This is a genomic window from uncultured Pelagimonas sp., assembly GCF_947498515.1.
Taxonomy (GTDB): domain Bacteria; phylum Pseudomonadota; class Alphaproteobacteria; order Rhodobacterales; family Rhodobacteraceae; genus Pelagimonas.
This window is the reverse complement of the sequence record NZ_CANMKO010000007.1, coordinates 187,452-211,735: the sequence shown is the minus strand read 5'-3', so window position 1 is coordinate 211,735 and position 24,284 is coordinate 187,452. Positions and strand designations below refer to the sequence as shown.

Below are 24,284 nucleotides of genomic sequence, written 5' to 3'. Positions count from 1 at the left end.
ACAGTTCCATGACCGCGCCCAAGAAAGTTGTGCTGGCCTATTCCGGCGGCCTTGATACCTCGATCATTCTCAAATGGCTGCAGACTGAATATGGCTGCGAAGTTGTGACATTTACCGCCGACCTTGGTCAGGGCGAAGAGCTTGAGCCAGCGCGCGCCAAAGCCGAAATGCTGGGCATCAAGCCTGAGAACATCTTTATCGAAGATGTGCGCGAAGAGTTTGTACGTGATTTCGTTTTCCCGATGTTCCGCGCCAATGCAGTTTACGAAGGCCTGTACTTGTTGGGCACGTCGATTGCCCGCCCGCTGATCTCTAAGCGTTTGGTTGAGATCGCCGAAGAAACCGGTGCTGACGCTGTTGCCCACGGCGCAACCGGTAAGGGTAACGATCAGGTTCGGTTCGAACTGGCCGCCTATGCGCTTAACCCTGACATCAAATGCATTGCGCCATGGCGTGAATGGGATCTGAACTCGCGCACGTCCCTGCTCGACTTTGCCGAGAAGAACCAGATTCCAATTGCTAAAGACAAGCGCGGCGAAGCGCCGTTTTCGGTCGATGCGAACCTGTTGCACACGTCGTCCGAAGGCAAAGTTCTGGAAGACCCGGCCGATCAGGCCCCTGAATATGTGTATCAGCGCACGGTCGCCCCAGAAGATGCGCCAGACACACCAGAAATCATCGAAATTGGTTTCGAAAAAGGCGACGCGGTTAGCATCAATGGCGTGGCCATGTCGCCAGCGACCATTCTGACCCAGCTGAACGACTATGGTCGCAAGCACGGGATCGGGCGTCTTGATTTCGTTGAAAACCGTTTTGTTGGCATGAAATCCCGCGGTATCTATGAAACACCCGGCGGCACGATCCTTCTCGAAGCGCATCGCGGTATCGAACAGATCACATTGGACAGCGGCGCGGGCCATCTCAAGGATAGCCTGATGCCACGCTACGCCGAGCTGATCTACAATGGGTTCTGGTATTCGCCCGAGCGCGAAATGCTTCAGGCCGCGATTGATAAGTCACAAGAACATGTGACCGGGACTGTGACGCTTAAACTGTACAAAGGTTCTGCCTTTACCGTGGCGCGCGCCTCTGATCATTCGCTTTATTCCGAAGAGCACGTGACATTTGAGGATGACGCGGGTGCCTATGATCAAAAAGACGCCGCTGGCTTTATCCAGTTGAACGCCCTGCGTTTGAAACTGCTGGCCGCTCGGAATCGTCGCTTGAAAGGCTAAGGCCCGTTTAACGTGAAACATCGCGCCTCGGGGGAAACCTCGGGGCGTTTTTTTGTGCCGCAGCGTAAGACCTTACGTTACCCTTGATTGGGTCAAGCGCGCCCTCTACCGGTTTGAGAAACCAAGGGGAATAAGATGTTACAAGACCTGCTACCGCGCCTTCAGCAAGGGCTGGAAACCAAGAGCTTTGAAGGTTCGTTGAAGTTTGATTGCGGCGAGGACGGGGTCATCGTTTTGGCAGATGGCACAGCAAGCGATCAGGAACAGGACACAGACTGCACATTGAAACTGTCGTCCGACAATCTGATCAAGCTTTTGTCAGGCAATTTGAACCCGATGACCGCTGTCATGATGGGCAAGATCAAGATCAGCGGCAATCCGGCTGTGGCAATGAAATTGGCCGATTTGCTCAAAGCTTGAGAGCGGCCAGTTTCCTGTAGAATGGCAAGGCAGCGTCGCATAATTCTGCGGCTTGTCCTTCAAGTATCGGCAAAGCCCCTTCGGTTCCGGCAAAACCCGTACTTTGGTGGACAGCCCCGTACCAATGCTTGGCCCAAACGCCATCAAAGGTTCGCGGGCCCGCAGCCCAGATCAGCATCGCGGGATCAAAATCCAAATCGATAGCTTCGCATAGTCTGCGCAACATACGCTCTGGGTTTTCTCGAATATCGGCGCTGTCGATCACCGGACCGGGGAAGCGGTCGAAAATCTCTACCTGCTGGGCAAACCCGATATCGTGCAAAGTCGGGTTTTCACGCTTTGCCGTGTATGACGCAATGACACGAGCAGGATGGCGGATCAGGTGGACATTAACGCACTCCTTGGCCCATTCCAGCGGCGTATCATCCATGTGGATGCCCATATGTTTCATATACCAATGTGGCTTGTCGTCCGGTACGGGACCGGCACATTTGGCCCCAACAGAGACTGGATCGGCGTCATGAGTTGCAACAATCTCGTCCCGCATCGGGTGATCAATGCAAGTGCGTTTCAGATAGGAGGCATAAAAGGGTTCGTCCCAAGCGGCGAAATCCGAGCGATTGCCGAAGGCGTACATCATCGCCGTCGAAAGATTGCGCGGCCCGCTCCACATTGCGATTTTCATGATGCGACGAGGTCCTTGTACAGCGCGCGCAAACGAAGTGTCATTGGCCCGGCCTCGCCCGTACCAATCTGACGACCATCTATTTCCGACACCGGGGTTTGCGCCCCAAATGTTCCGGTCAAAAACGCCTCATCCGCGCCGTAAGTATCGACCAGACTATAGTTGCGTTCGAACACCGGAATGTCGTTGGCGCGACATAGATCAATCACCTTTTGACGTGTGATCCCGTTCATGCAGTAGTCGCCGGTGCTTGTCCAAACCGCGCCTTTGCGCACGATAAAGAAATTGCAAGCGTTTGTGGTGTTCACAAATCCATTGATATCCAACATCAACGCTTCGTCCGCGCCGGCCTTTTCAGCGGCGATACAAGCAAGAATACAGTTCAGTTTCGAATGGGAATTCAGCTTTGGGTCCTGTGTCATCGGCAGGCCGCGAATATGGGGAACCGTGGCGAGCTTCAGTGGGCGCGGGATCGACGGCCGGGAATGCTCCATGATGATGACCACAGTTGGGCCTTGCTGGCTCAGCGACGGGTGTTGGAAGGGCCGCGTTTTCACGCCCCGCGTCACCATTAGCCGCGCATGTGCGTCGCTGGCCATCCCGTTTGCTAGACGCGTTTCTTCTAACGCGTCGATCACAGCCGCACGGTCCATCCCAATATCAAGGTCAATGGCCTTGGCCGCTTCAAACAGCCTATCCAGATGTTCCTCAAGAAACGCCCAGCGCCCGTCATAGAGACGCAACCCCTCCCAAACGCCATCGCCGAGCATAAAGCCGGAATCAAATACGCTAACCGTAGCCTCAGCGCGGGGTTTCAATGTGCCATTCACCCAAATCTGGATGGTGTCATTGCGCGCATCTTCTAGCGCTTGATGTGTCGATACCTCTGTCATGCGCCCACCCTATCGGCGGGATTTGGCTTTGCAAGCTTCACACCCGCTCACCTGTTGGTGAGATCACATGACAGTGCATTGTCTGGTGTCACGCTTTTGGGCAGGCTGTCTTCAAAAGGAGATACACATGCGCTTGTTTAATCGTGCCCGCCCCTTGGCTCTTATGGCTCTCATGTCGCTCGGCTTCGCTGCTCAGGCTGACCGTGCCATGGCGGATGAAATCATTGTCGCCGGAGGGTGCTTTTGGTGCGTTGAATCCGATTTTGAATCAGTCAAAGGCGTCACAAGCGCCGTATCCGGCTATACTGGCGGACATGTCGCCAACCCGACTTATAAACAAGTCACACGCGGCGGGAGCGGACATTACGAAGCCGTTCGGATTAAATTCAACGCTTCTCAGGTGTCACAACGCAAGCTTTACGATCTGTTTTTCCGATCTGTTGATCCAACGGATGCAACGGGCCAATTCTGTGATCGAGGAGAGAGCTACCGAACCGCCATTTTCGTCTCTAATCCTGCTCAAAAAGCCGATGCAGAAGCCGCCAAGGCCGCCGCAGCCAAGGCATTGGGCCGGACAATTGTGACCCCAATTTTGCCCGCCAAGAAGTTCTATGACGCCGAGGGCTATCATCAGGATTACTATAAAGGCACAAAACGGGTTTTAACTCGCTTTGGTCCGATCAAGCAAAAGGATGCTTATAAGAAGTATCGCGATTCCTGTGGCCGCGACCAACGGGTCAAGGACCTTTGGGGTTCGGCCGCACCTTTCGCAGGATAAAAGGTTCTAACCTAGTCTAAAACGCCTCTTGAACCTCTTGGAGCGTCGGAATGACGTCCGCCGTTCCAAGTCGGGTCACCATCAACGCACCGGCTTTACCAGCCAGTTCAATGGCCTGTTCCATCGGCTTCCCTTGATCAAGAGCCGCAATCAAATAGCCGGTGAATGTATCCCCTGCCCCCGTTGTGTCGATTGGGATGACCGAAATCGCTGGAAACGCGCGGGTTTTTTGGCCGGAATGCCAACGACATCCCTTGGCCCCAAGTGTCACCACCACATCCGCAACTGGCAATTCGGCAAGCGTCTGCCCCGTTGCAGATTGCAATTGCTCTGCCTCGACTTCGTTCAGAACCAATAGATCAAGAAACGGAAGTACCGGAACAACGGCTTCGGCCTCAAACGGGGCAGCCGCATGGGCAATACGTAGGCCAAGTTCACGTGCAAGTTTAACCCCGTGCTCTAAACCGTTCGTTTCATTTTGAAAAAGGTACGTATCACCTGAATTTGCCGACGACAGTGCAGAAGCTATGTCAGTCTCTAACAAGGCCTGATTTGCACCGGGATGCAGGATGATTGCGTTTTCACCGGCGTTATCGAGTGCAATAATCGCATGCCCGGTGGCCTCCTCGGACACGAGGATATGGTCATCAATCACGCCGTAGTCATTCAACCGGTCTTTGGCCCAATGACCATCTCCCCCAACTGCACCAATATGCACACATTGGCTTTGGGCGCGTGTGACCGCGACGGACATATTGGCCCCTTTGCCACCCAAACCTTTGGTAAAACCGGTGGACGCCAAAGTTTCACCCGCGCCGGGTAGGTGCGGAACGCGATAGACAAGATCGATGTTGATAGAGCCGAGGTTGTAAATTGTCATGGCGCTGCCCTTTCTTCACAGAAAGGGCATGGTGGAAGAAACCTCCACCATGCGCAATGCACTTTCCTTGCTTAGCCGACCTTACAAGCAGACAAGACCGCCATATTGAGAATGTCATTGGCTGTCATGCTGGTGGAGCAAATCTGGATCGACTTATCCACGCCTGCCAAGATTGGACCGATAACCGTAGCACCCGCCATTTCCTGCATCAATTTCACCGAAATCGACGCCGAGTGCCGGGCCGGAACAACCAGAATATTAGCGGGACCGGTCAGACGTTGGAACGGATAGGCCTCTTGCGCGTTCGGGTTCAGCGCAACATCAACGGTCATTTCACCTTCGTATTCGAAATCAACGCCGCGCTGATCCAAGACTGCCGGAGCAAGGTGCATTTTCTCGGCCCGCTCCGAAACCGGATAGCCAAAGGTTGAGAAGCTCACAAAGGCGACACGAGGCTCTAACCCAAGGTGTTTGGCAACATCAGCCGCGCGTTCCGCGATATTGGCAAGGTCATTTTCATCCGGCCATTCATGCACGAGCGTGTCGGCGATCATGACGATCCGCCCCTTGTGCAAAAGCGCTGTTACACCAGCCGCGCCATGTTCGGCGTCCGCGTCAAACACATGGTTGATCAACTGCATCACATGCGCAGATTTCCGGGTTGCACCGGTAATCAAACCATCGCCATGTCCATGCTCAAGCATCAAGGAGGCAAAAACATGGCGATCACGCGCCGCCATGCGGTGTACGTCCTGACGGTCAAACCCTTTGCGCTGCAAACGATCGTACAAGAAATCCTTGTACGACTGCAGATGCGGGGTATTTCTAGCGTTGACGACTTCGAGTTCGCGAACTGCGTCGCCAAGGCCGGCCGCCTCTAGCTTGTCCTTAACATCACTTTCTCGCCCAACAACCAGGGCTTTGCCAAATCCGGAGCGCTGATACATCACCGCAGCGCGGAGTACGCGCGGATCATCGCCTTCGGCAAAGATCATTCTAGCCTGCGCCGCACGCGCACGTGTGTTGATGGACCGCAAGATTGAAGCAGTCGGATCCATCCGCGACTTCAGCCCTTCTTCATAGGCATCGATGTCGATAATCGGGCGCCGCGCGGCCCCAGTTTCCATACCTGCTCGGGCAACGGCAGGCGGAATGCGGTGGATTAGTCTCGGATCAAAGGGAGTCGGGATGATGTAATCACGACCAAAGGTCAGGCTTTTGCCATACGCCAACGCCACCTCGTCCGGCACATCTTCGCGCGCCAAATCAGCCAAAGCTTGGGCGCAAGCGATCTTCATCTCGTCATTGATGGCGCGGGCGTGAATGTCTAACGCGCCACGGAACAGGTATGGGAAACCAAGAACGTTGTTTACCTGATTGGGGTAATCGCTTCGGCCCGTTGCGACAATCGCATCCACACGCACTTCGTGCGCTTCTTCTGGTGTGATCTCGGGATCAGGGTTTGCCATGGCAAAAATGACCGGATTGTCCCCCATCGCCTTGACCATGTCCTGCGTCACGGCACCTTTGGCTGACACACCAAGGAACACGTCCGCACCAACCATCGCGTCTTCGAGAGTGCGATGTTCAGTTGCAACCGCGTGGGCGGATTTCCACTGGTTCATCCCCTCGGTGCGACCCTGGTAAATTACCCCTTTAGTGTCGCAAACAATACAATTGTCGTGCCGTGCACCCATGGATTTCAACAGTTCGATACAAGCGATGCCCGCCGCGCCCGCGCCGTTAAGAACGATCTTTACGTCTTCGATTTTTTTCCCGGAGATTTTCAGCGCATTCAGCAAACCAGCCGCACAAATAACCGCAGTCCCGTGCTGGTCATCATGAAAGACGGGAATGTCCATTTCCTCTTTCAGACGCTGCTCGATGATGAAGCACTCGGGCGCTTTGATGTCTTCGAGATTGATGCCACCAAAAGTTGGGCCCATAAGGCGCACAGCTTTGCAGAACTCATCCGGGTCTTCGGTGTCCAGCTCAATATCGATGGAATTCACATCGGCAAAGCGTTTGAAGAGAACAGATTTGCCCTCCATCACCGGTTTCGAGCCAAGAGCACCAAGGTTGCCAAGGCCCAAAACGGCCGTGCCGTTTGAAATCACAGCGACAAGGTTACCCTTGTTCGTATAGTCATAGGCAGTTTCAGGGTTGGCGGCGATTTCCTCACAGGGTACGGCAACACCAGGACTATATGCCAAGGACAGGTCGCGCTGAGTTGTCATCGGGACGGTGGCTTGCACCTCCCATTTGCCCGGAGTTGGGTCAATGTGAAATGCCAGCGCTTCTTCGCGGGTAAACTTGGGTTTGGACATGTCTTCCTACCGGTATAAATTTGCGGGTTTTACCCGAGACTCAGCCAGCTTAATGTCACGGCAGAACGACGAGGGAAAGTGCAGTGAGCGCTAACAAAGGAAATAAAAGTACCGTGACGCCCATGATGGCGCAATATTTGGAAATCAAAGCCGGATATCCCGATGCTTTGTTGTTCTATCGCATGGGTGACTTTTACGAATTGTTCTTTGACGATGCTGTCGCTGCATCCGAGGCACTTGATATCGCGCTGACCAAGCGCGGAAAACATAACGGTGAAGAGATACCAATGTGCGGTGTCCCCCACCATGCGGCACAGGGATATTTTCTAACCCTCATCCGCAAAGGGTTTCGCGTTGCCGTTGGCGAGCAGATGGAAACACCCGAACAGGCCAAAAAACGCGGGGCAAAATCCGTTGTCCGGCGTGAAGTTGTGCGATTGGTCACGCCCGGCACCTTGACAGAAGACAATCTTTTGGAAGCGCGCCGTCATAACTTTCTGGCGGCTTTGGGTCGGGTTAGAGACGAATGGGCGTTGTCATGGTCCGATATTTCGACCGGGACGTTTCACGTGATGCCCGTTGGTCAATCACGGATCGGGGCTGAGCTCGCGCGTTTGGCACCGTCCGAATTGTTGACTTCCGAGGCGGTCGAAGAGGACCTGCGCGAGGTTTTCAATGACCTTGGCATCGAAGTCACCGTTTTGGGCAACGCGTCTTTTGATAGCTCAGCAGCCCAAGATCGCCTTTGCTCAGTGTTCAACGTCAAGACTTTGGCCGGATTCGGGTCATTTGCACGCGCGGAACTTAGCGCAATGGGCGCTTTGGCCGACTACCTCGACATCACGCAAAAGGGCCAAATGCCGATGCTGCGCCCGCCGCGGCAAGAGGCGGTGTCGCGCTTGATGTCTATTGATGCAGCAACGCGGCGAAATCTTGAGCTGACCCGAAGCATGCAAGGTGGGCGGGCTGGCTCACTCCTTTCGGTGGTCGATATGACGGTCACATCGGCCGGAGCGAGGTTGCTAGAGCGGCGGCTTTCGTCGCCGTCGCGCGAACTAGATGTCATTCACGCCCGTCTCGAAGCCGTTCGTTGGGGTACTGAATCCGTTGCGGCGGATGCGGTTCGGGACGCTTTGCGTCAGGTTCCGGATTTAGATCGTGCCCTATCGCGCTTGGCGCTTGATCGCGGTGGTCCGCGCGACCTTGCGAGCATCCGCAATGGCATTGGTCAGGCCGAAGCCATTTCTGAACGCTTGGATCAGGCCGATTTGCCGGAATTGCTAAAGCAATCACTTGCCGATCTACGCGGCCACCAAGACTTGCTCACCCTCCTTGATGAGGCTCTTATCGCCGATCCGCCGTTGTTGGCCCGCGACGGTGGGTTCATAGCCGCAGGCTATAATGAGCAACTCGATAGTGAACGCGAGCTTCGTGATAAAGGGCGCGGTGTGATTGCGGGCCTTCAGGCGAAGTATGCAGACGAAAGCGGCATCAACTCCCTAAAAATCAAACACAACAATGTGTTAGGGTATTTTGTTGAGACTACGGCACTTCATGCGCAGAAAATGCTGAATCCTCCGCTGTCTGAGCTGTTCATCCATCGGCAAACCACAGCCAATCAGGTTCGATTTACGACTGTAGAGCTGTCGGAACTGGAAACACGTATCCTCAACGCCGGTGCCGAAGCTTTGGCGATAGAAAAGCGGCTCTATGAAAGCCTGAAAGGTGCTGTAATAGAATCTGCTCCGGCCTTGTCTGACCTTTCTCTAGCCCTTGCAGAGTTCGATTTGTCGCTAGGATTGGCCGAACTGGCGCGCCAACGGGATTGGTGTATGCCTAAGGTCGACGACAGCCGCGCGTTCCACATCGAAGGTGGGCGCCATCCGGTTGTTGAAGCCGCGCTGAAATCCGCCGGAGATGTGTTCATCGCTAATGATTGTGCGCTGTCTGCACCCGGAGAAACAGCCTCTGTAACCCTGCTCACCGGACCGAACATGGCCGGTAAATCAACCTATCTCAGGCAGAATGCCTTGATCGCATTGCTGGCACAAATGGGCAGCTATGTTCCCGCGCGGTCGGCCCATATTGGCATTGTTAGTCAAGTATTCTCGCGCGTGGGGGCAAGCGACGATCTTGCCCGTGGGCGGTCAACCTTTATGGTCGAGATGGTCGAAACCGCGGCGATTTTGAATCAGGCAGATGACCGCGCTCTCGTAATCTTGGACGAAATTGGGCGCGGTACGGCCACTTATGATGGCTTGTCCATCGCATGGGCCACTCTTGAACACTTGCATGAAGTAAACTGCGTAAGGGGTTTGTTCGCCACGCATTATCACGAGATGACCGCCCTTGCCGGGAAATTGCCCGGCGTGAAAAATGCGACGGTTGCCGTCAAGGAATGGGACGGCGAGGTTATCTTTTTGCATGAGGTTCGGGATGGGGCCGCCGATCGGTCTTATGGTGTTCAAGTTGCGCAGCTGGCGGGCCTTCCGCAGCCAGTAATCAAACGCGCCCGTTCTGTCCTCGAGGCATTGGAAGCTGGCGAACGGGATCGCACTTCACCAAAGGCGCTTATCGACGATCTACCTCTGTTTGCTGTTGCCGCAGCTCCGGAGCCTGTGGCAGTGCAAACCGGCCCATCCGAGATCGAAGACAAGGTTGCCGATCTCTTGCCCGACGAGATGACACCGCGCGAGGCGCTTCAGGCAATCTACGATCTCAAGGCGTTGCTTAAAGAAAAGGCGGGGTAAAACCCCGCCCTTCCCTATTCCAAAATGAAGCACGTTTAGCTTGCTGGCATCGAGCTAACACCGACCTGAGCAGCGCGCAGCAAACGGTCATGCAACATGAACCCTTCTGCGGAGACCTGAATGATGTCACCCGCTGTGGTGCCGGGAAGTGGTGCCTCGAACATCGCTTCGTGAAGCTGGGGATCGAAACGGTCACCAACTTCGGGAGATAGGCGTTTCACGCCGTGGCGTTCAAACACGCTCAGCAACTCTTTTAGGGTCAGTTCAACACCTTCAATCAGTGCAGCCGAGGCTTCGCCTTCGGCTTCTTTGGCGGCTGCCAAAGCACGATTCAGGTTGTCATAGACCGGGATCAAATCCCGAGCGATACGCGTGCCACCATACATGTTGGCTTCGCGGCGATCTTTGTCGGCGCGCTTGCGAGCGTTTTCCGCATCGGCCAGAGCCCGCATAAATCGGTCTTTATATTCATCGCGCTCAGCAACCACTTGCTCAACCGCCATTGCGACCTCATCAATCTCTTCGGTCTCAAAAGCCGTTTCTTGCGCTTCTGCCTCGTCAATGTTGTCGAGGAAATCGTCGTTATTCTGATCAGCCATTCTCTACCTCTAACTCCGGTCGGTTATCAGCTTCCCAACCAGTTGCGCCGTGTAGTCCACAATCGGAACAATGCGGCCATAGTTTAGACGCGTTGGGCCGATCACGCCCACAGCGCCAATGATCTTTCGATCAGCGTTCATATAGGGAGACACCACCAAAGAGGAACCCGAAAGTGAGAAAAGTTTGTTCTCTGAGCCAATAAAAATGCGAACGCCTTCGCCCTGTTCGGTCAGTTCAAGAAATTCGGCGATATCCTGCTTGCGTTCCAAGTCATCAAACAGGGATTTGATCAGTTCGAGCTGCTCTTCTGCGGTGTCATCCCCCAAAAGATTCGACCGACCACGTACAATAAGCCGCCCGGTTTTGTCATCCGGGCTTTCCCAAGCTGCGATTCCTGATTCGACAAGCTGCGCGGCTTTGGCATCCAGCTCCTGACGTCGCTTGGTGATTTCCTCTTGCATAATTTTACCCAGCTCGGACAAGGTGCGTCCTTCAATCCAGGAATTGACGAAATTCGCCGCTTCTCGCATCGAACTAGGGGTTTGACCCGGAGGAGGTGCAAAGACGCGGTTTTCGACCTGACCATCCGCAAAGACAATCACCACCAACGCTCGATCCTGCGCGAGGCTAACAAATTCGATATGCTTGAGCGGAGCTTCTTGTTTCGGTGTTAGAACAAGAGAGGCACCATGGGTCACACCTGACAACGCGGCGCCGACTTGATCTAAAAGACCACCTACATCGGACGCATTACTTCCCGCCGTTGCGTCGAGTTTCTCGCGGTCTTGCATGTCGAGATCACGCACTTCAAGCAGGCCATCAACAAACATGCGCAACCCTTGCTGGGTCGGAATACGTCCGGCCGACACATGTGGGCTATCGAGCAGGCCAAGAAACTCCAGATCCTGCATCACATTGCGAATGGTGGCAGCGGATACTTTTTCTGACAAGGCGCGGGTCAATGTCCGCGATCCAACTGGCCCGCCGGTTTCAAGATAGGATTCGACAACCAAACGAAACACCTCGCGAGAGCGTTCATTCATATCAGTCAAAACTTCATTTGGTTCGCTCATACGCGCCTCTTCTTTTGTCTGCACAGCAACCAAAGCCGGATCAGGGTTGCGCCCATGGGGGCTGCACGTCTATCCCTGCCCCAACTTAGCTTAGAGGATCGCCATGAGACCGTCGGGAAGAGAATTAAACGAAATGCGCGCCGTTTCAATCGAAACGGACGTAACAAAGCACGCCGAAGGATCTTGCATGATCCGTATGGGCGATACACATGTGCTCTGCACCGCGTCGCTAGAGGCCCGTGTACCGCCCTTTATCAAGGGCTCAGGCCTTGGTTGGGTAACCGCGGAATACGGCATGTTGCCCCGCTCGACCTCGTCGCGCATGCGTCGCGAGGCCACATCCGGCAAACAAGGTGGCCGCACCGTTGAAATCCAGCGTCTAATTGGCCGCTCGCTGCGCGCTGGTGTTGATCGTGTTGCCCTTGGCGAGCGTCAAATCACCGTTGATTGTGACGTGATCCAAGCGGATGGCGGAACACGTTGTGCATCGATCACCGGCGGTTGGGTTGCCCTGCGTCTTGCGGTTAACAAGCTGATTAAAGCGGGCGACATTGTCACCGATCCCCTGATCTCCCCTGTCGCGGCTGTCTCCTGCGGAATCTATGCCGGTCAGCCGGTACTTGATCTCGACTATCCAGAAGACAGCGAAGCCGGTGTCGATGGCAACTTTATCCTGCGCGAGGACGGTCAGCTGATCGAAATTCAGATGTCTGCCGAAGGCTCGACCTTCTCTCGCGATCAAATGGGTCAGTTGATGGACCTCGCCGAAAAAGGTGTCGGGGAACTTGTTGCTGCTCAGAAAGCTGCCGTGGCATGACCCGCAAGTTTGAGGGCGACCGTCTATTGGTCGCCACCCACAATCAGGGCAAGCTTGATGAGATTACCGAACTGCTGAAGCCCTTTGGGGTTTCAGTAGTTGGGGCCAAAGAAATGGACCTGCCTGAACCGGTCGAAGACGGCACAACCTTTGTCGAAAATGCCCGGATCAAAGCCCACGCTGCCGCCAAGGCGACCGGCCTCCCTGCCCTTTCCGATGATTCCGGTATTGAGATAGATAGCTTGGACAAGCAACCGGGTGTCTACACTGCCGACTGGGCCGAAACCGAAAACGGCCGAGACTTCATCATGGCCATGACCAAAAGCCACACAATGTTGGTCGAGGCTAAGGCACCGCAACCATGGACGGCGCGGTTTTGCTGTACACTTGTTCTGGCGTGGCCCGATGGCAGTGATCAGGTGTTCGCTGGTGTCATGGAAGGCCGCGTTGTTTGGCCGATGCGCGGTGAGAACGGACATGGCTATGATCCGATTTTCGAACCCCAAGGCTATGACATAACCTTTGCCGAAATGGTGTCTGAGAAAAAGAACGAGATCAGCCATCGCGCCGACGCGTTCCGTAAATTCGTGGCCGCTTGCTTTGATTGAAGATTGGCAGTCGGGGGGATTTGGTCTCTATGTGCATTGGCCGTTTTGCGAGGCCAAATGCCCCTACTGCGATTTCAACAGCCATGTTGTAAAACACATTGACCAAACGCGTTGGGCCAAGGCCTTAGCCTCCGAAGTCGAACGCGTTTCGGCCTTAACCCCCGGTCGTGTGCTAAGGTCGATATTCTTCGGCGGTGGTACTCCGTCGCTGATGCTGCCTCAGACTGTTGCGACCATTCTTGAGGCCACGCAAACCCATTGGACCTGGGCCAATGACATCGAAATTACCCTTGAGGCGAACCCTAACTCGGTCGAAGCGGATCGGTTTCGTGGTTTCGCCGATGCCGGGATCAATCGTGTGTCTTTGGGCATCCAATCATTGCGAGACGATGACCTTCGTAAACTTGGTCGTCTACATAATGCTGACGAGGCCAAGCGCGCTTTTGGTATTGCCCGAGACACCTTCAGTCGGGTCAGCTTTGACCTGATATATGCCCGACAAAATCAAACACTTTCCGACTGGGAAACCGAACTTTCCGAAGCCTTGGCCATGGCCGGTGATCACCTGTCACTTTATCAATTGACGGTCGAGCATGGGACGGCGTTTTGGGACCGGCAAAATGCTGGTAAACTACGCGGCCTTCCCGGCGAAGACCTGGCCGCCGACATGTATGACCTTACGCAAGACATCTGTACCGCCGCTGGGATGCCTGCCTATGAAGTGTCTAACCACGCCGCGCCGGGATCAGAATCTCGGCACAATTTGATCTATTGGACATATGGTGATTATGCCGGTGTCGGTCCCGGTGCGCATGGTCGTCTGACGATTTCCGGCCAAAAATTTGCCAACTCAGCTTGGCTCCAACCCGGGGCGTGGTTGAATGCTGTTGAAGCTGGGTCTGGTGATGAGGTTTTGACAAAGTTGTCCGGCAAAGATCAGGCTTCTGAGTACCTGATGATGGGGCTTCGCATAACCGAAGGCGTAGATATTGCGAGAATCCACAATATGTATGAATTCAACGGTCTGGATACCACTGTTGATAGTTTGCATGAACTTGGGTTGATGTGGAAAAGTGACGACCGAATTGGCGTAACGCAGCAAGGTCGGCTTGTTCTCAACTCTGTTATTGCAGAATTGCTTCCCGAATAGCCGACCTCGTACTTTAAGTTAGGCCTTACTCAACACTGAACAGAGCGCGTCCAGCTCGTCCAAGGTATCGTAAGAAATCGTCACACGACCAGTTTCCCCACCGGCCTTATGATCAATCTGAACTTTCATTTTGAGCGCAGCTGACAAATCACCCTCCAACGCCTTGGTATCCGCGTCCTTTACTGGCGCAGATTGGGGCGTGCTTGCGACCTTAGGTTTAGGTGCTGCAACAGTGCCCTTCGCAAGCTTCTCGGTTTCGCGTACCGACAGCCCTTTGGCAACGACTGTTTTGGCCAAATCTTCAGGGTTCGGAGCCGTAATCAATGCCCGCGCATGACCTGCACTCAGATCATTCCTCGAAACCATGTCTTGAATGGAGTCCGGTAAATTGAGTAAACGCATCAAATTGGCAATATGGCTGCGGCTTTTGCCCAGTGCTTCGGCTAGCTTTTCCTGCGTGTGGCCAAATTTAAACATAAGCTGTTTATAGCCAGCCGCCTCTTCGATCGCGTTTAGATCAGCCCGCTGAATGTTTTCAATAATCGCGACTTCTAGAACTTCGGTATCATCAAAATCCCGAACAAGAACCGGCACTTCGTGCAACTGTGCCAATTGAGACGCTCGCCACCGGCGTTCGCCTGCAACAATTTCATATTGTTCCGGATTCTTGGGATTAGGCCGAACGATGAGAGGTTGAAGAACGCCCTTTGTGCGAATGGAATTCGCCAACTCTTCTAGTTGCTCGTCCGTAAAAATCCGCCGAGGCTGATCCGGATTTGGAACCAACCTCTCAATAGGTACAGACAAATCAGACCGTGCTCCGGCTTGCACAGCAGCACTCTCAGGGGCAACATCAGCCATCAAAGCGGACAAGCCACGACCAAGACCTCGGCGTTGTTCTTTTTTTTCTACCATTTTGGTATTCCTTTTTAGGTCCTACGCAGCAACTTGATCGTTTTTGGCAAGCAATTCAGTCGCAAGAGACCGATAGGCTATCGCCCCTTTCGATCCAGAATCATAGCTAAGAACCGGAAGCGCATATGACGGCGCTTCGCTAACCCTAACATTCCTAGGAATCACAGATTCAAAAACCAAATCTCCTAGGTTCGCACGCGCGTCCGCTTCCACCTGCTGTGAGAGGTTGTTGCGCGCATCGTACATTGTCAAAACAATGCCCTCGATCCTAAGTCTCGGATTAGCCGTCTGCCTGACCTCCCGGATCGTCATCATAAGTTGAGACAATCCCTCCAGTGCAAAAAACTCACTTTGCAGCGGTACAATGACAGAATCCGACGCCACCATTGCGTTAACTGTCAAAAGGTTCAGGGATGGAGGGCAATCTATCAAGATATAGTCAAACTTATAGTCTTTCATACCAACCTGCTGGATAGCATCGTGCAAAAGAAAACTACGTTTTTCGTTGTTGTACAGTTCAATGTCAGCTGAGCTGAGGTCTACGGTTGCCGGAATCAATGAAACACTTTCTGTGCTTGTTCCCAAGATAAGCGACGACAAGGCAACATCATCCAACAGGAATTCATATGTAGTGAACTCCCGATCCTCAGTCTCAATCCCCAATCCTGTTGACGCATTGCCTTGCGGATCAAGGTCAATAACGAGGACGTTTAACCCTTGTTCAGCCAGGGCAGCTGACAAATTAATGGTTGTCGTAGTCTTGCCCACTCCGCCTTTTTGATTGGCGACGGCGATGACCTTGGGTCGTTCTGGGTTGATTAAATCAGGCATTAGAGATGTTTCCGATTTCCAGAATTACGGCTTCAGTGTTGGTTTTACTTCTATGACAAGTTAAGGAAAACTGCCATTTTTTTCGAGCCAATTCGACTTCTTCTTCCCAGTTTTGTCCCTTTGGAAACAGGTATTGGCAGTTGTCGCTACCATGTCTTTGAGACAATTGGAGCAAGTTTGGAAGTGCCGATAGTGCACGTGCCGAAATGACATCTGCCTTTTCTATCTGAATATTCTCGATTCGGTCACACAAGACGCGAAGTTTTAGATCAAGCTCTCTGGCGACTGACCTCAAAAACGCACATTTTCGTGTGTCACTTTCAACGAAGGTAAACTCCAGGTCGGGGGCTTTCTCGGACGCTATTGTGGCGCAAACCAAACCAGGAAATCCACCACCACTCCCAAGATCAAGCCACTTTTTGGCATCGGGTCGTCGAAGATCAAAGACCTGAGCAGAATCAACAAAATGCCGGTTCCATGCATCGTTCATTGTGGAGGGAGCTACTATGTTTATCTTCTTTGTCCACTTAAGAAGGTTCTGCTCATATAGCTTTAGCCGATCCAGTGTTTCACGTGAAACATCCAATGTGTTTGAAGTACTATTCACCCAAGGCCTCGCTTTTCTGCTTGCCTGATCTTAGCCAATACCAAAGCAGTCGCAGCTGGTGTAATGCCCTCCAAGCGACTCATCTGAGCAAGGTTTTCAGGCCTTGCTTCCGACAATTTAGCCACGAGTTCATTCGACAACCCAGAAAAATTTGAATAGTCAAAATCCGCAGGAATGGAAACTTCCATATCCTTCTTAATTGCCGCGACATCCCTCTTTTGACGTTCGATATACGACGCATATGTTGCCTGCTTTTTCAGTTGGCCTGAAATCTCCAAATCCACAAGATCAGCCCCAGGAATTGCCGGCTTAATCAAATCAAACTCGATGTCCTTAAACGATAACAACTGCATTCCAGATCGCTTAACGCCATCCAATTTAACATTTACCCCCAAGTCGCAAACTTGATTGGGCGTAAAAACCGTGCCGGACAACAGGTTTTCAGCACTTTCAAGCTTTTCCATTTTTTCATCGAAAGCTTGGAGCCTTTGCTGATTCAAAATGCCTAAATCGCGTCCAATAGGTGTAAGACGTTGATCAGCATTATCGACTCGAATGGCAAGCCGGAATTCCGCCCGAGAAGTGAACATTCTATACGGTTCGGTGACGCCACGAGTGGTCAGATCGTCGATCATCACACCGATGTAGCTATCAACCCGCGAAAACGCGACCGGATCTTTCCCCAAAGCATTGGCAGCGGCATTCAATCCAGCAACCAACCCTTGCGCCCCAGCTTCTTCATACCCAGTTGTTCCATTTATTTGACCTGCAAAGTACAAGCCATCAAAGCCCTTGACGCTTAAGTGGGAAGTCAGCGCCCTAGGGTCGATATAGTCATATTCGATCGCGTACCCGGGCTGAACAATTCTGACGCTCTCGAGACCTCTTAACGTTTTTACATAATCCTCTTGGACTGAAACAGGCAGAGACGTGGAAATTCCATTTGGATAGACTGTGGTCGTATTCAGTCCTTCAGGCTCTAGGAAGACCTGATGGCTGTCTTTGTCAGAAAATCTGACAACTTTGTCTTCTATTGAAGGACAATATCGTGGGCCAACCCCATCAATATGCCCACCGTACATGGCCGACAGAGACAAGTTTTTACCAATAATCTCATGAGTTTTCGGATTTGTATGAGTTATCCCACATGAGATTTGTCGAGCAGTTGGTCGTTTTGACAAGAACGAAAACATTGTCGGATCTTCGTCACCCGGTTGCATCTCCAAAAGACCCCAATCAATCGTTGAGCCGTCCAACCTCGGAGGTGTTCCAGTTTTTAGACGCCCAAACTTCAGGTCCAATTCCCGAATTCTGTCTGCCAATCTATTTGAAGCATCATCACCCATTCGACCGCCGGAATGCGAAACGTCTCCAATATGCACAATGCCGTTCAGGAAAGTCCCACTCGTCAATACAACGGACTTCGCCACTATTCTCGTACCATCTTTCAGAACAACACCTGAAAACACCGATCCGGTTTGAATTAAATCAACAACTTCCGCAGACTTTACATGCAAGTTTCCTATTTCTGAAACCAGCTCTTGTACACTTTGTCGAAAAATTTCCCGATCTGCTTGAGCGCGCGGCCCCTGAACAGCAGGCCCTTTTCGTCTATTTAGCAACCGGAACTGGATGCCAGCACGATCTGCGGCAAGTCCCATTAACCCACCAAGAGCATCTATTTCTCGGACCAAATGCCCTTTGCCCAACCCGCCTATCGCTGGGTTGCATGACATTGTTCCTAAGTCGGTACTCTTAAGTGTGACAAGTGCTGTTTTTGCACCGTACCTTGCCGCGGCACTTGCCGCTTCTGCACCAGCATGGCCAGCGCCAATTACTACTACGTCGAACTCTTGATGTTTCACGTGAAACACTCCCTATTTGCCAACGCAAAAATTTAGGAAAATCTCGTCCAGTAAGTTTTCCACATCAACCCGACCCATAAGTGCTTCCAAATTTCTAGAAGCACTTCTCAATTCCTCCGACACCAAATCATATTCACCCACACCACTTTCAAGTGCCATCAAGGCTTCTCGAAGAAAAGAAAGGCTTTGCCTCAGTGCAATCTTGTGGCGTTCTCGATTTACTAAACTAGAACCACTAACGAGCGTCGAAAGTGTGACCCTTATGTGATCCAGGAGGCTTACAACTCCAAATCCAGTCAAACCGGAAATCCCGTTTTCACACCCCAAATCGTCTTTCGCCGTTAAGATGATATCTGATTCTTCAACATCAATTTCTGGGCTCTCCCCTAAAAGGACAAGATGAATACGTAAATCTGCCAATTTTGCGCGAGATAACGCTCGTTCTACTCCAATTTTCTCAACCTGATCATCGGTCTCACGGACCCCTGCTGTATCAAGTAGCGTCACAGAATATCCACCGATATCCATCTGAACCTCGATAACGTCACGCGTAGTTCCCGCAAACTCAGATGTTATAGCGGCATCGCGGCCAGCAAGATAATTCAACAAGGTTGATTTCCCGGCGTTCGGTGGACCAACGATCGCGACTTCAAATCCAGTTCGAACTCGCTCAGCAGCGTCCAAACCGCACAACTCACTTTCGATAGAGTTGATTACCGCTTGCAACAGTTCTTTAACTTCATCAGTCACATCAACTGGTACATCTTCATCCGCAAAATCAATAGTAGCTTCTAGAAGAGCCGCTGACCGGACGATTTTCGATCTCCAGATATCAACTTTCTGCCCTATAGCACCTGATAGAACACGGAGAGCTTGCTTCCGTTGAGCCTCTGTTTCAGATTCAATTAAATCTGACAGAGCTTCAACTTGCGTTAGATCCATGCATCCGTTTTCAAGTGCTCTTCGAGTGAATTCGCCTGGTTCTGCCATTCTAAGACCGGGAATTTTACTCAGCTCATCCAAAACAGCCGATACCACAGCGACGCTGCCATGTACTTGAAATTCAACAACATCTTCACCAGTAAAGCTGGCTCCTGCGTCAAAAACGAGAACAAGAGCTTGGTCTAAGTGCTCACCTGATTGCCTTTTCAGGATTCTCAAACCGGACTGGCGCGGCTTTGGAAGCTCGCCGCCAGATAAACAAACACCCGCCGTTTTAGCGTCGGTTCCTGAAATTCGAATTACAGAGACACCAGCCTTCCCCGGTGCACTGGCCAGAGCAAAGATCGTGTCCATGAGGCCATTACGTATTCATTGAGTCAAAGAACTCGGAATTCGTCTTTGTTTGTTTTAGCTTTGAAATCAAGAACTCGACCGCATCGGTTGTCCCCATTGGGTTCAGAATACGGCGCAAAACAAATGTCTTTTGAAGGTCGACTTTGTCCACAAGAAGATCTTCTTTCCGTGTACCGGACTTGAGAATATCCAAGGCAGGGAATACGCGTTTATCTGCCACTTTGCGATCTAGAACGATCTCAGAGTTACCGGTCCCTTTAAATTCCTCAAAGATAACTTCATCCATCCGCGAACCCGTATCAATCAGGGCTGTTGCGATGATTGTCAGGGAGCCGCCCTCTTCGATATTCCGCGCAGCACCAAAGAACCGTTTAGGACGTTGCAAAGCATTGGCATCAACACCACCGGTCAAAACCTTACCAGAAGATGGAACAACTGTGTTGAAAGCCCTACCAAGTCTTGTGATGGAGTCCAAAAGAATAACAACATCTCGTTTATGCTCGACCAAACGCTTGGCCTTTTCAATGACCATTTCACTAACAGCGACATGTCGCTGTGCGGGTTCATCAAAGGTCGAAGACACAACCTCACCCTTCACAGACCGCTGCATGTCCGTTACCTCTTCAGGGCGTTCATCGATCAGCAAAACGATCAGATAGCACTCAGGATGGTTCTGTTCGATCGAGTGAGCAATATTCTGTAGAAGTACTGTCTTACCCGTCCGTGGCGGCGCTACAATCAAGCTACGCTGGCCTTTACCAATAGGTGCGACGAGGTCGATAATCCGCGCAGAGCGATCTTTGATTGTCGGATCTTCAATTTCCATCTTCAGCCGTTCGTCTGGATAGAGCGGAGTCAGGTTGTCGAATGCTATCTTGTGACGAGCCTTCTCAGGCTCTTCAAAGTTGATCTTGGTGACATTGACCAGCGCGAAATAACGCTCTTCACCGTCTGGAGCCTTGATCTCTCCGTCAATGGAATCACCAGTCCGCAGTGAATACTTGCGGATCATTTCAGGAGACACATAAATATCGTCCGGGCCCGGTAGGTAGTTCGCTTCCGGTGAACGCAGAAAACCAAATCCGTCCTGCAAAACCTCAAGAACCCCGTCACCGTATATGTCCCATCCGTCATCTGCACGTTCGCGCAGGATCTGGAACATCATTTCACCCTTGCGCATGGTCGAGGCATTCTCGATCTCAAGCTCTTCAGCCATGGCCAAAAGATCTTTAGGGCTCTTTGCCTTTAGATCAGCAAGGTTCAGTTTTTCTTCGGTCATGCCAAACATCCACGGGACCAAACTGGTCCAAACGTCTTCTTTTCTAGGGAAATATACTCCAGAGTAGGAGTGTGCATGGATGTACCTGTCCTTACCAAGCAAGTCAATGAGTAGGAAAACGGAGACTATTCTTTATAAAAATAAAGAAATTAGAAAGGTTTTAGGTTTTATAGTGTGGCAGGTTTTCTGGGGATTATTAGATGATCCCTGCACTTCTCCACATGCCAATCTCTTTGGATAAATGTGGGGATTTTTTCCCGAATTTGAAACACAAAAAATATTTTAGTAACTGTTAACAACAGCTTACTGGAAGTTTTTTGAGTGACGTCCGCAGCTGGAAAACTTTGGGACAAGCAGCATGATCACATCACTTTCACAGGTGTTGAGTTTTCCCCTCCCCAGCCCAAACAACTTGTCTAGAAAGTCGGACAACCAGTTCATTTACCCCCAAGCTTGCAACCCGTTGGTTTTTTCCCCAGAAACATACGTGAAAGCCCACACAGAGTTGCCCGCAGAATTATCCACATGAATCCGCACCTCATCCTCGCTTCTGGCTCTCAAATTCGAGCGGATCTTCTCCGCGCGGCCGGACTTCGAATCGAAATCGAATCGCCTCGGGTTGATGAGGAGATGATAAAATTAGCCCTTCAGGCCGAACAAGCATCACCTCGGGACATTGCAGACACACTGGCGGAGGCTAAGGCCCGAAAGATTGCGTTGAAAAATCCCGATAAACGGGTTTTGGGGTGTGATCAGGTTCTGTCTTTCGAAGGACAGATTTTTTCCAAGCCTGACAGCAGAGATGACGCTCGGGATCAGCTAAAAGCCTTGCGCGGAAAACCACATCAACTGCTTTCGGCAGCTGTTCTTTATAGCGATGCGGAACCGGTTTGGCGCCATGTCGCTACGGCCCGCCTTTTGATGCGTGACTTCTCCGATGCCTACCTTGAGGACTACCTCGACCGGAACTGGCCTGATGTCGGGTTTTCGGTGGGGGGGTACAAGCTCGAAGCAGAAGGTGTTCGTTTGTTTGCCCGTGTGGATGGCAACCACTTTACAGTGCTCGGTTTGCCGCTTTTGGAATTACTCAATCAACTCTCAAACCAAGGAGCCATCCCCGCATGACCCTAGACCGTATTCCCTTGGCCGGTGTCATTGGCTCACCTATTGCGCATTCCCGGTCTCCTCGGCTTTTTGCCCATTGGATGCGAAAATATGGCCTTCCCGGTCACTACATCCCTATGGATATCGCCGCGGACAAGTTGGAAGCAACGCTTAGAATGCTCCCTGATATGGGGTTTGTGGGTGTAAATGTAACCATTCCCCACAAGGAACGGGTTATGGAGATCGCCGATCTTGTGTCTGACCGGGCAACTCTCATTGGTGCCGCGAACACATTGATTTTCCGTAAGGATGGTCGAATCCACGCGGATAACACTGACGGATATGGCTTTGTTGAAAACCTTCGCCAAAACGCCCCTGCTTGGCAGCCAGAGTCAGGCCCTGCGGTGGTTTTAGGGGCGGGCGGCGCGGCACGCGCTGTGATTGCGTCCTTGCTGGATGTTGGCGTTCCCGAAATACGGCTGTCTAACCGAACTAAGGCCAGGGCGGATACGCTTAAGGAAGCGTTCGGAAATCGCGTTCAGGTTTTTGATTGGGTCAAGGCCGGCAACTTGATCGAAGGTGCTGCAACCGTGGTCAACACGACTTCGCTAGGGATGACCGGTAAAAAAGAACTGCGCGTTCCTCTTGATGCGTTAAGCCCGGGCATGTTGGTGACTGACCTTGTCTATACACCGCTCCAAACACGGTTGTTAAAAGAGGCAGAGGAAGCTGGATGTCAGGTCGTTGACGGCTTGGGAATGCTGCTTCATCAAGCGGTTCCCGGGTTTGAACGTTGGTTTGGAACCCGACCTGAAATTGACGAAACAACGCGCGCTGCGGTTTTGCGATGAAATTCAAATTAGGCCTGACGGGGTCTATCGGAATGGGCAAAAGCACGACGGCAAACATCTTTGCCGAGCTTGGCTGCGCTGTTTGGGACGCAGATGCCGCAGTCCATAGGCTCTATGGCGAAAAAGGAGCCGCAGTCGCGCCGATTGCGGCCAAGTTTCCACAAGCGATCAAGGGCGGGTCTGTGTCCCGTGACCGGCTCCGCGTTCTTATCTCAGATAATCCTGCAGTTTTGGTGGAACTGGAGACGATTGTTCATCCTTTGGTGCAACAAGATCGCGAAGCGTTCATTTCAAATAACCCAGACAAGATCGGCGTTTTTGACATTCCATTGCTGTTTGAAACCAATGGCGACAAGGCGATGGATGCGGTTGCATGTGTCTCTATTTCGGCTGAACTTCAACGAGATCGGGTTATGGCGCGGGGTACGATGAGTGCAGAGACGCTTGATCAAATCCTGTCCCGGCAAATGCCAAATAGTGAAAAATGTGCGCGCTCGACCTATGTAATCGAAACCGATACGCTTGAGCATGCCCGCACACAGGTTGAGGCGATTGTGGCAGGGATAGAAAGGCAAATTTCCGATGCGTGAAATCGTTCTGGATACGGAAACCACCGGGTTTGACCCGTTTTCGGGCGATCGCATCGTCGAAATTGGCGCTGTAGAGCTGATGAATCACGTCGCCACCGGCGAGACTTATCACGTCTATATCAATCCCGAACGGGGCATGCCGGACGAAGCTTTTGGGGTGCACGGAATTGGGCCTGATTTGCTTGACTCACCGCGAGCGGCAAACCCAGGTGAAGTGACGTTAAAAGACAAACCTGTATTTAAGAAAGTTGGTCAAAGCTTTCTTGATTTTATTCAGGATTCCAAATTGATCATTCACAACGCTGCTTTTGACATGAAGTTTTTGAACGCGGAACTCAAATGGATGAACTTGCCTGAAATTCCGTTTGATCAAGCGTTCGACACCCTGATGGTGGCTAGAAAACGGTTTCCGGGGTCGCCCGCGTCGTTGGATGCTCTCTGCCGTCGCTTCAATATCGACAACTCCAATCGAACTCTTCACGGTGCCCTGCTTGATAGTGAAATTCTAGCGGAAGTTTACCTTGAGCTGATTGGTGGCAAGCAGCCTGACTTTGGGCTGGCCCCGGTCGAAAAAAGAAAGAATTCCCAAGGGGATGATACGAATTGGCGACCTACGCCGCGCCCGACCGCCCTACCCTCTCGTCTTTCAGACAAAGAAAAGGCGGCTCACGCCGCCTTTGTCGAGAAGTTAGGAGAAGATGCGCTTTGGCTTAAGTCCTAGGCGCAAGTC

At 52.1% G+C, this 24,284-nt stretch carries 23 protein-coding genes; 11 read left to right on the top strand and 12 right to left on the bottom strand.

The features are described 5' to 3' along the window. Positions 1 to 8: 8 nt before the first annotated feature. The gene (locus Q1A43_RS14690; RefSeq protein ID WP_299921872.1) at positions 9 to 1,235 is read left to right on the top strand and encodes an argininosuccinate synthase; all 1,227 of its coding nucleotides are present in this window, start codon (positions 9 to 11) and stop codon (positions 1,233 to 1,235) included. Positions 1,236 to 1,370: 135 nt separating this feature from the next. Further along, positions 1,371 to 1,655 (top strand): SCP2 sterol-binding domain-containing protein, encoded by a 285-nt coding sequence (locus tag Q1A43_RS14685; protein WP_299936375.1) that lies wholly within the window; start codon positions 1,371 to 1,373, stop codon positions 1,653 to 1,655. Here Q1A43_RS14685 and Q1A43_RS14680 read toward each other — a convergent pair. Together Q1A43_RS14680 and Q1A43_RS14675 are read right to left on the bottom strand one after the other, a co-directional pair. Beyond that, positions 1,645 to 2,340, bottom strand: coding sequence for an HAD family hydrolase (locus Q1A43_RS14680; RefSeq protein ID WP_299936374.1), 696 nt, complete (start codon positions 2,338 to 2,340; stop codon positions 1,645 to 1,647). The genes Q1A43_RS14685 and Q1A43_RS14680 overlap by 11 nt on opposite strands. Further along, positions 2,337 to 3,233 carry a D-amino acid aminotransferase gene (locus Q1A43_RS14675; protein WP_299936372.1) on the bottom strand — a complete coding sequence of 299 codons (897 nt, stop codon included), beginning with the start codon at positions 3,231 to 3,233 and terminating at the stop codon, positions 2,337 to 2,339. The genes Q1A43_RS14680 and Q1A43_RS14675 overlap by 4 nt, the downstream gene beginning before the upstream one ends. A 127-nt stretch (positions 3,234 to 3,360) precedes the next feature. Between Q1A43_RS14675 and msrA the strand changes: the two genes are divergently transcribed. Beyond that, a complete protein-coding gene (msrA, locus tag Q1A43_RS14670) occupies positions 3,361 to 4,011 on the top strand; it encodes a peptide-methionine (S)-S-oxide reductase MsrA (protein WP_299921865.1) in 651 nt (216 codons plus the stop codon). A 16-nt stretch (positions 4,012 to 4,027) separates the two neighbouring features. Here msrA and Q1A43_RS14665 read toward each other — a convergent pair whose 3' ends face one another. Together Q1A43_RS14665 and Q1A43_RS14660 are read right to left on the bottom strand one after the other, a co-directional pair. Next, positions 4,028 to 4,891, bottom strand: coding sequence for a ribokinase (locus Q1A43_RS14665; RefSeq protein ID WP_299936369.1), 864 nt, complete (start codon positions 4,889 to 4,891; stop codon positions 4,028 to 4,030). A 71-nt stretch (positions 4,892 to 4,962) separates the two neighbouring features. Continuing rightward, positions 4,963 to 7,218 carry an NADP-dependent malic enzyme gene (locus Q1A43_RS14660; protein WP_299921861.1) on the bottom strand — a complete coding sequence of 752 codons (2,256 nt, stop codon included), beginning with the start codon at positions 7,216 to 7,218 and terminating at the stop codon, positions 4,963 to 4,965. Between the two features lie 122 nt (positions 7,219 to 7,340). Between Q1A43_RS14660 and mutS the strand changes: the two genes are divergently transcribed. After that, the gene (gene mutS / locus Q1A43_RS14655) at positions 7,341 to 9,968 is read left to right on the top strand and encodes a DNA mismatch repair protein MutS (protein ID WP_299936529.1); all 2,628 of its coding nucleotides are present in this window, start codon (positions 7,341 to 7,343) and stop codon (positions 9,966 to 9,968) included. A 35-nt stretch (positions 9,969 to 10,003) separates the two neighbouring features. Here mutS and Q1A43_RS14650 read toward each other — a convergent pair whose 3' ends face one another. Both Q1A43_RS14650 and hrcA read right to left on the bottom strand, forming a co-directional pair. Beyond that, positions 10,004 to 10,567, bottom strand: a complete 564-nt coding sequence (locus Q1A43_RS14650; RefSeq protein WP_299921860.1) for a nucleotide exchange factor GrpE — start codon at positions 10,565 to 10,567, stop codon at positions 10,004 to 10,006. Between the two features lie 9 nt (positions 10,568 to 10,576). Continuing rightward, positions 10,577 to 11,641, bottom strand: coding sequence for a heat-inducible transcriptional repressor HrcA (gene hrcA, locus Q1A43_RS14645; protein WP_299921858.1), 1,065 nt, complete (start codon positions 11,639 to 11,641; stop codon positions 10,577 to 10,579). Between the two features lie 103 nt (positions 11,642 to 11,744). Here hrcA and rph point away from each other — a divergent pair, with 103 nt between their 5' ends. From rph to hemW, 3 genes are read left to right on the top strand one after another with little or no spacing between them, the layout of a single operon-like run. After that, positions 11,745 to 12,458: a ribonuclease PH gene (gene rph, locus Q1A43_RS14640; RefSeq protein WP_299921856.1), complete on the top strand. Its 714-nt coding sequence runs from the start codon at positions 11,745 to 11,747 to the stop codon at positions 12,456 to 12,458. Then, positions 12,455 to 13,066: an RdgB/HAM1 family non-canonical purine NTP pyrophosphatase gene (gene rdgB, locus Q1A43_RS14635; RefSeq protein ID WP_299936366.1), complete on the top strand. Its 612-nt coding sequence runs from the start codon at positions 12,455 to 12,457 to the stop codon at positions 13,064 to 13,066. The genes rph and rdgB overlap by 4 nt, the downstream gene beginning before the upstream one ends. Next, a complete protein-coding gene (gene hemW, locus Q1A43_RS14630) occupies positions 13,059 to 14,216 on the top strand; it encodes a radical SAM family heme chaperone HemW (protein WP_299936365.1) in 1,158 nt (385 codons plus the stop codon). The genes rdgB and hemW overlap by 8 nt, the downstream gene beginning before the upstream one ends. Positions 14,217 to 14,234: 18 nt before the next feature. On the opposite strand, the gene Q1A43_RS14625 is transcribed toward hemW, so the two are convergent. From Q1A43_RS14625 to rho, 6 genes are read right to left on the bottom strand one after another with little or no spacing between them, the layout of a single operon-like run. Next, positions 14,235 to 15,131 (bottom strand): ParB/RepB/Spo0J family partition protein, encoded by an 897-nt coding sequence (locus Q1A43_RS14625; RefSeq protein WP_299936362.1) that lies wholly within the window; start codon positions 15,129 to 15,131, stop codon positions 14,235 to 14,237. A gap of 21 nt (positions 15,132 to 15,152) precedes the next feature. Further along, entirely contained in the window at positions 15,153 to 15,962 is an 810-nt protein-coding gene (locus Q1A43_RS14620; RefSeq protein ID WP_299936359.1) for an AAA family ATPase, read from the bottom strand. Then, positions 15,955 to 16,569 carry a 16S rRNA (guanine(527)-N(7))-methyltransferase RsmG gene (gene rsmG / locus Q1A43_RS14615; protein ID WP_299936356.1) on the bottom strand — a complete coding sequence of 205 codons (615 nt, stop codon included), beginning with the start codon at positions 16,567 to 16,569 and terminating at the stop codon, positions 15,955 to 15,957. The genes Q1A43_RS14620 and rsmG overlap by 8 nt, the downstream gene beginning before the upstream one ends. Next, entirely contained in the window at positions 16,566 to 18,443 is a 1,878-nt protein-coding gene (mnmG, locus tag Q1A43_RS14610) for a tRNA uridine-5-carboxymethylaminomethyl(34) synthesis enzyme MnmG (RefSeq protein ID WP_299936353.1), read from the bottom strand. Before mnmG ends, rsmG begins: the two co-directional genes overlap by 4 nt. Before the next feature lie 3 nt (positions 18,444 to 18,446). After that, a complete protein-coding gene (gene mnmE / locus Q1A43_RS14605) occupies positions 18,447 to 19,730 on the bottom strand; it encodes a tRNA uridine-5-carboxymethylaminomethyl(34) synthesis GTPase MnmE (RefSeq protein WP_299936351.1) in 1,284 nt (427 codons plus the stop codon). A gap of 7 nt (positions 19,731 to 19,737) precedes the next feature. Next, complete coding sequence (rho, locus tag Q1A43_RS14600) at positions 19,738 to 21,009, bottom strand: transcription termination factor Rho (protein ID WP_299921844.1); 1,272 nt, start codon at positions 21,007 to 21,009, stop codon at positions 19,738 to 19,740. A 525-nt stretch (positions 21,010 to 21,534) separates the two neighbouring features. Between rho and Q1A43_RS14595 the strand changes: the two genes are divergently transcribed. Genes Q1A43_RS14595 through dnaQ form a run of 4 tightly spaced genes read left to right on the top strand, consistent with a single transcriptional unit; the run spans position 21,535 to position 24,275 of the window. Then, positions 21,535 to 22,134 carry a Maf family protein gene (locus Q1A43_RS14595; RefSeq protein ID WP_299936348.1) on the top strand — a complete coding sequence of 200 codons (600 nt, stop codon included), beginning with the start codon at positions 21,535 to 21,537 and terminating at the stop codon, positions 22,132 to 22,134. Beyond that, positions 22,131 to 22,964: a shikimate dehydrogenase gene (locus Q1A43_RS14590; RefSeq protein WP_299936345.1), complete on the top strand. Its 834-nt coding sequence runs from the start codon at positions 22,131 to 22,133 to the stop codon at positions 22,962 to 22,964. The genes Q1A43_RS14595 and Q1A43_RS14590 overlap by 4 nt, the downstream gene beginning before the upstream one ends. Then, entirely contained in the window at positions 22,961 to 23,554 is a 594-nt protein-coding gene (gene coaE / locus Q1A43_RS14585; RefSeq protein ID WP_299936343.1) for a dephospho-CoA kinase, read from the top strand. The genes Q1A43_RS14590 and coaE overlap by 4 nt, the downstream gene beginning before the upstream one ends. Then, a complete protein-coding gene (gene dnaQ, locus Q1A43_RS14580) occupies positions 23,547 to 24,275 on the top strand; it encodes a DNA polymerase III subunit epsilon (RefSeq protein ID WP_299936341.1) in 729 nt (242 codons plus the stop codon). The genes coaE and dnaQ overlap by 8 nt, the downstream gene beginning before the upstream one ends. Positions 24,276 to 24,284 lie beyond the last annotated feature (9 nt).

Bases quoted from the DNA above. Each gene is read 5' to 3' on its own strand.
- Q1A43_RS14690 (WP_299921872.1), top strand. From the start codon at position 9: ATGACCGCGCCCAAGAAAGTTGTGCTGGCCTATTCCGGCGGCCTTGAT.
- Q1A43_RS14685 (WP_299936375.1), top strand. From the start codon at position 1,371: ATGTTACAAGACCTGCTACCGCGCCTTCAGCAAGGGCTGGAAACCAAG.
- Q1A43_RS14680 (WP_299936374.1), bottom strand. From the start codon at position 2,340: ATGAAAATCGCAATGTGGAGCGGGCCGCGCAATCTTTCGACGGCGATG.
- Q1A43_RS14675 (WP_299936372.1), bottom strand. From the start codon at position 3,233: ATGACAGAGGTATCGACACATCAAGCGCTAGAAGATGCGCGCAATGAC.
- msrA (WP_299921865.1), top strand. From the start codon at position 3,361: ATGCGCTTGTTTAATCGTGCCCGCCCCTTGGCTCTTATGGCTCTCATG.
- Q1A43_RS14665 (WP_299936369.1), bottom strand. From the start codon at position 4,891: ATGACAATTTACAACCTCGGCTCTATCAACATCGATCTTGTCTATCGC.
- Q1A43_RS14660 (WP_299921861.1), bottom strand. From the start codon at position 7,218: ATGTCCAAACCCAAGTTTACCCGCGAAGAAGCGCTGGCATTTCACATT.
- mutS (WP_299936529.1), top strand. From the start codon at position 7,341: ATGATGGCGCAATATTTGGAAATCAAAGCCGGATATCCCGATGCTTTG.
- Q1A43_RS14650 (WP_299921860.1), bottom strand. From the start codon at position 10,567: ATGGCTGATCAGAATAACGACGATTTCCTCGACAACATTGACGAGGCA.
- hrcA (WP_299921858.1), bottom strand. From the start codon at position 11,641: ATGAGCGAACCAAATGAAGTTTTGACTGATATGAATGAACGCTCTCGC.
- rph (WP_299921856.1), top strand. From the start codon at position 11,745: ATGAGACCGTCGGGAAGAGAATTAAACGAAATGCGCGCCGTTTCAATC.
- rdgB (WP_299936366.1), top strand. From the start codon at position 12,455: ATGACCCGCAAGTTTGAGGGCGACCGTCTATTGGTCGCCACCCACAAT.
- Q1A43_RS14625 (WP_299936362.1), bottom strand. From the start codon at position 15,131: ATGGTAGAAAAAAAAGAACAACGCCGAGGTCTTGGTCGTGGCTTGTCC.
- Q1A43_RS14620 (WP_299936359.1), bottom strand. From the start codon at position 15,962: ATGCCTGATTTAATCAACCCAGAACGACCCAAGGTCATCGCCGTCGCC.
- mnmE (WP_299936351.1), bottom strand. From the start codon at position 19,730: ATGGACACGATCTTTGCTCTGGCCAGTGCACCGGGGAAGGCTGGTGTC.
- rho (WP_299921844.1), bottom strand. From the start codon at position 21,009: ATGACCGAAGAAAAACTGAACCTTGCTGATCTAAAGGCAAAGAGCCCT.
- Q1A43_RS14595 (WP_299936348.1), top strand. From the start codon at position 21,535: ATGAATCCGCACCTCATCCTCGCTTCTGGCTCTCAAATTCGAGCGGAT.
- Q1A43_RS14590 (WP_299936345.1), top strand. From the start codon at position 22,131: ATGACCCTAGACCGTATTCCCTTGGCCGGTGTCATTGGCTCACCTATT.
- coaE (WP_299936343.1), top strand. From the start codon at position 22,961: ATGAAATTCAAATTAGGCCTGACGGGGTCTATCGGAATGGGCAAAAGC.
- dnaQ (WP_299936341.1), top strand. From the start codon at position 23,547: ATGCGTGAAATCGTTCTGGATACGGAAACCACCGGGTTTGACCCGTTT.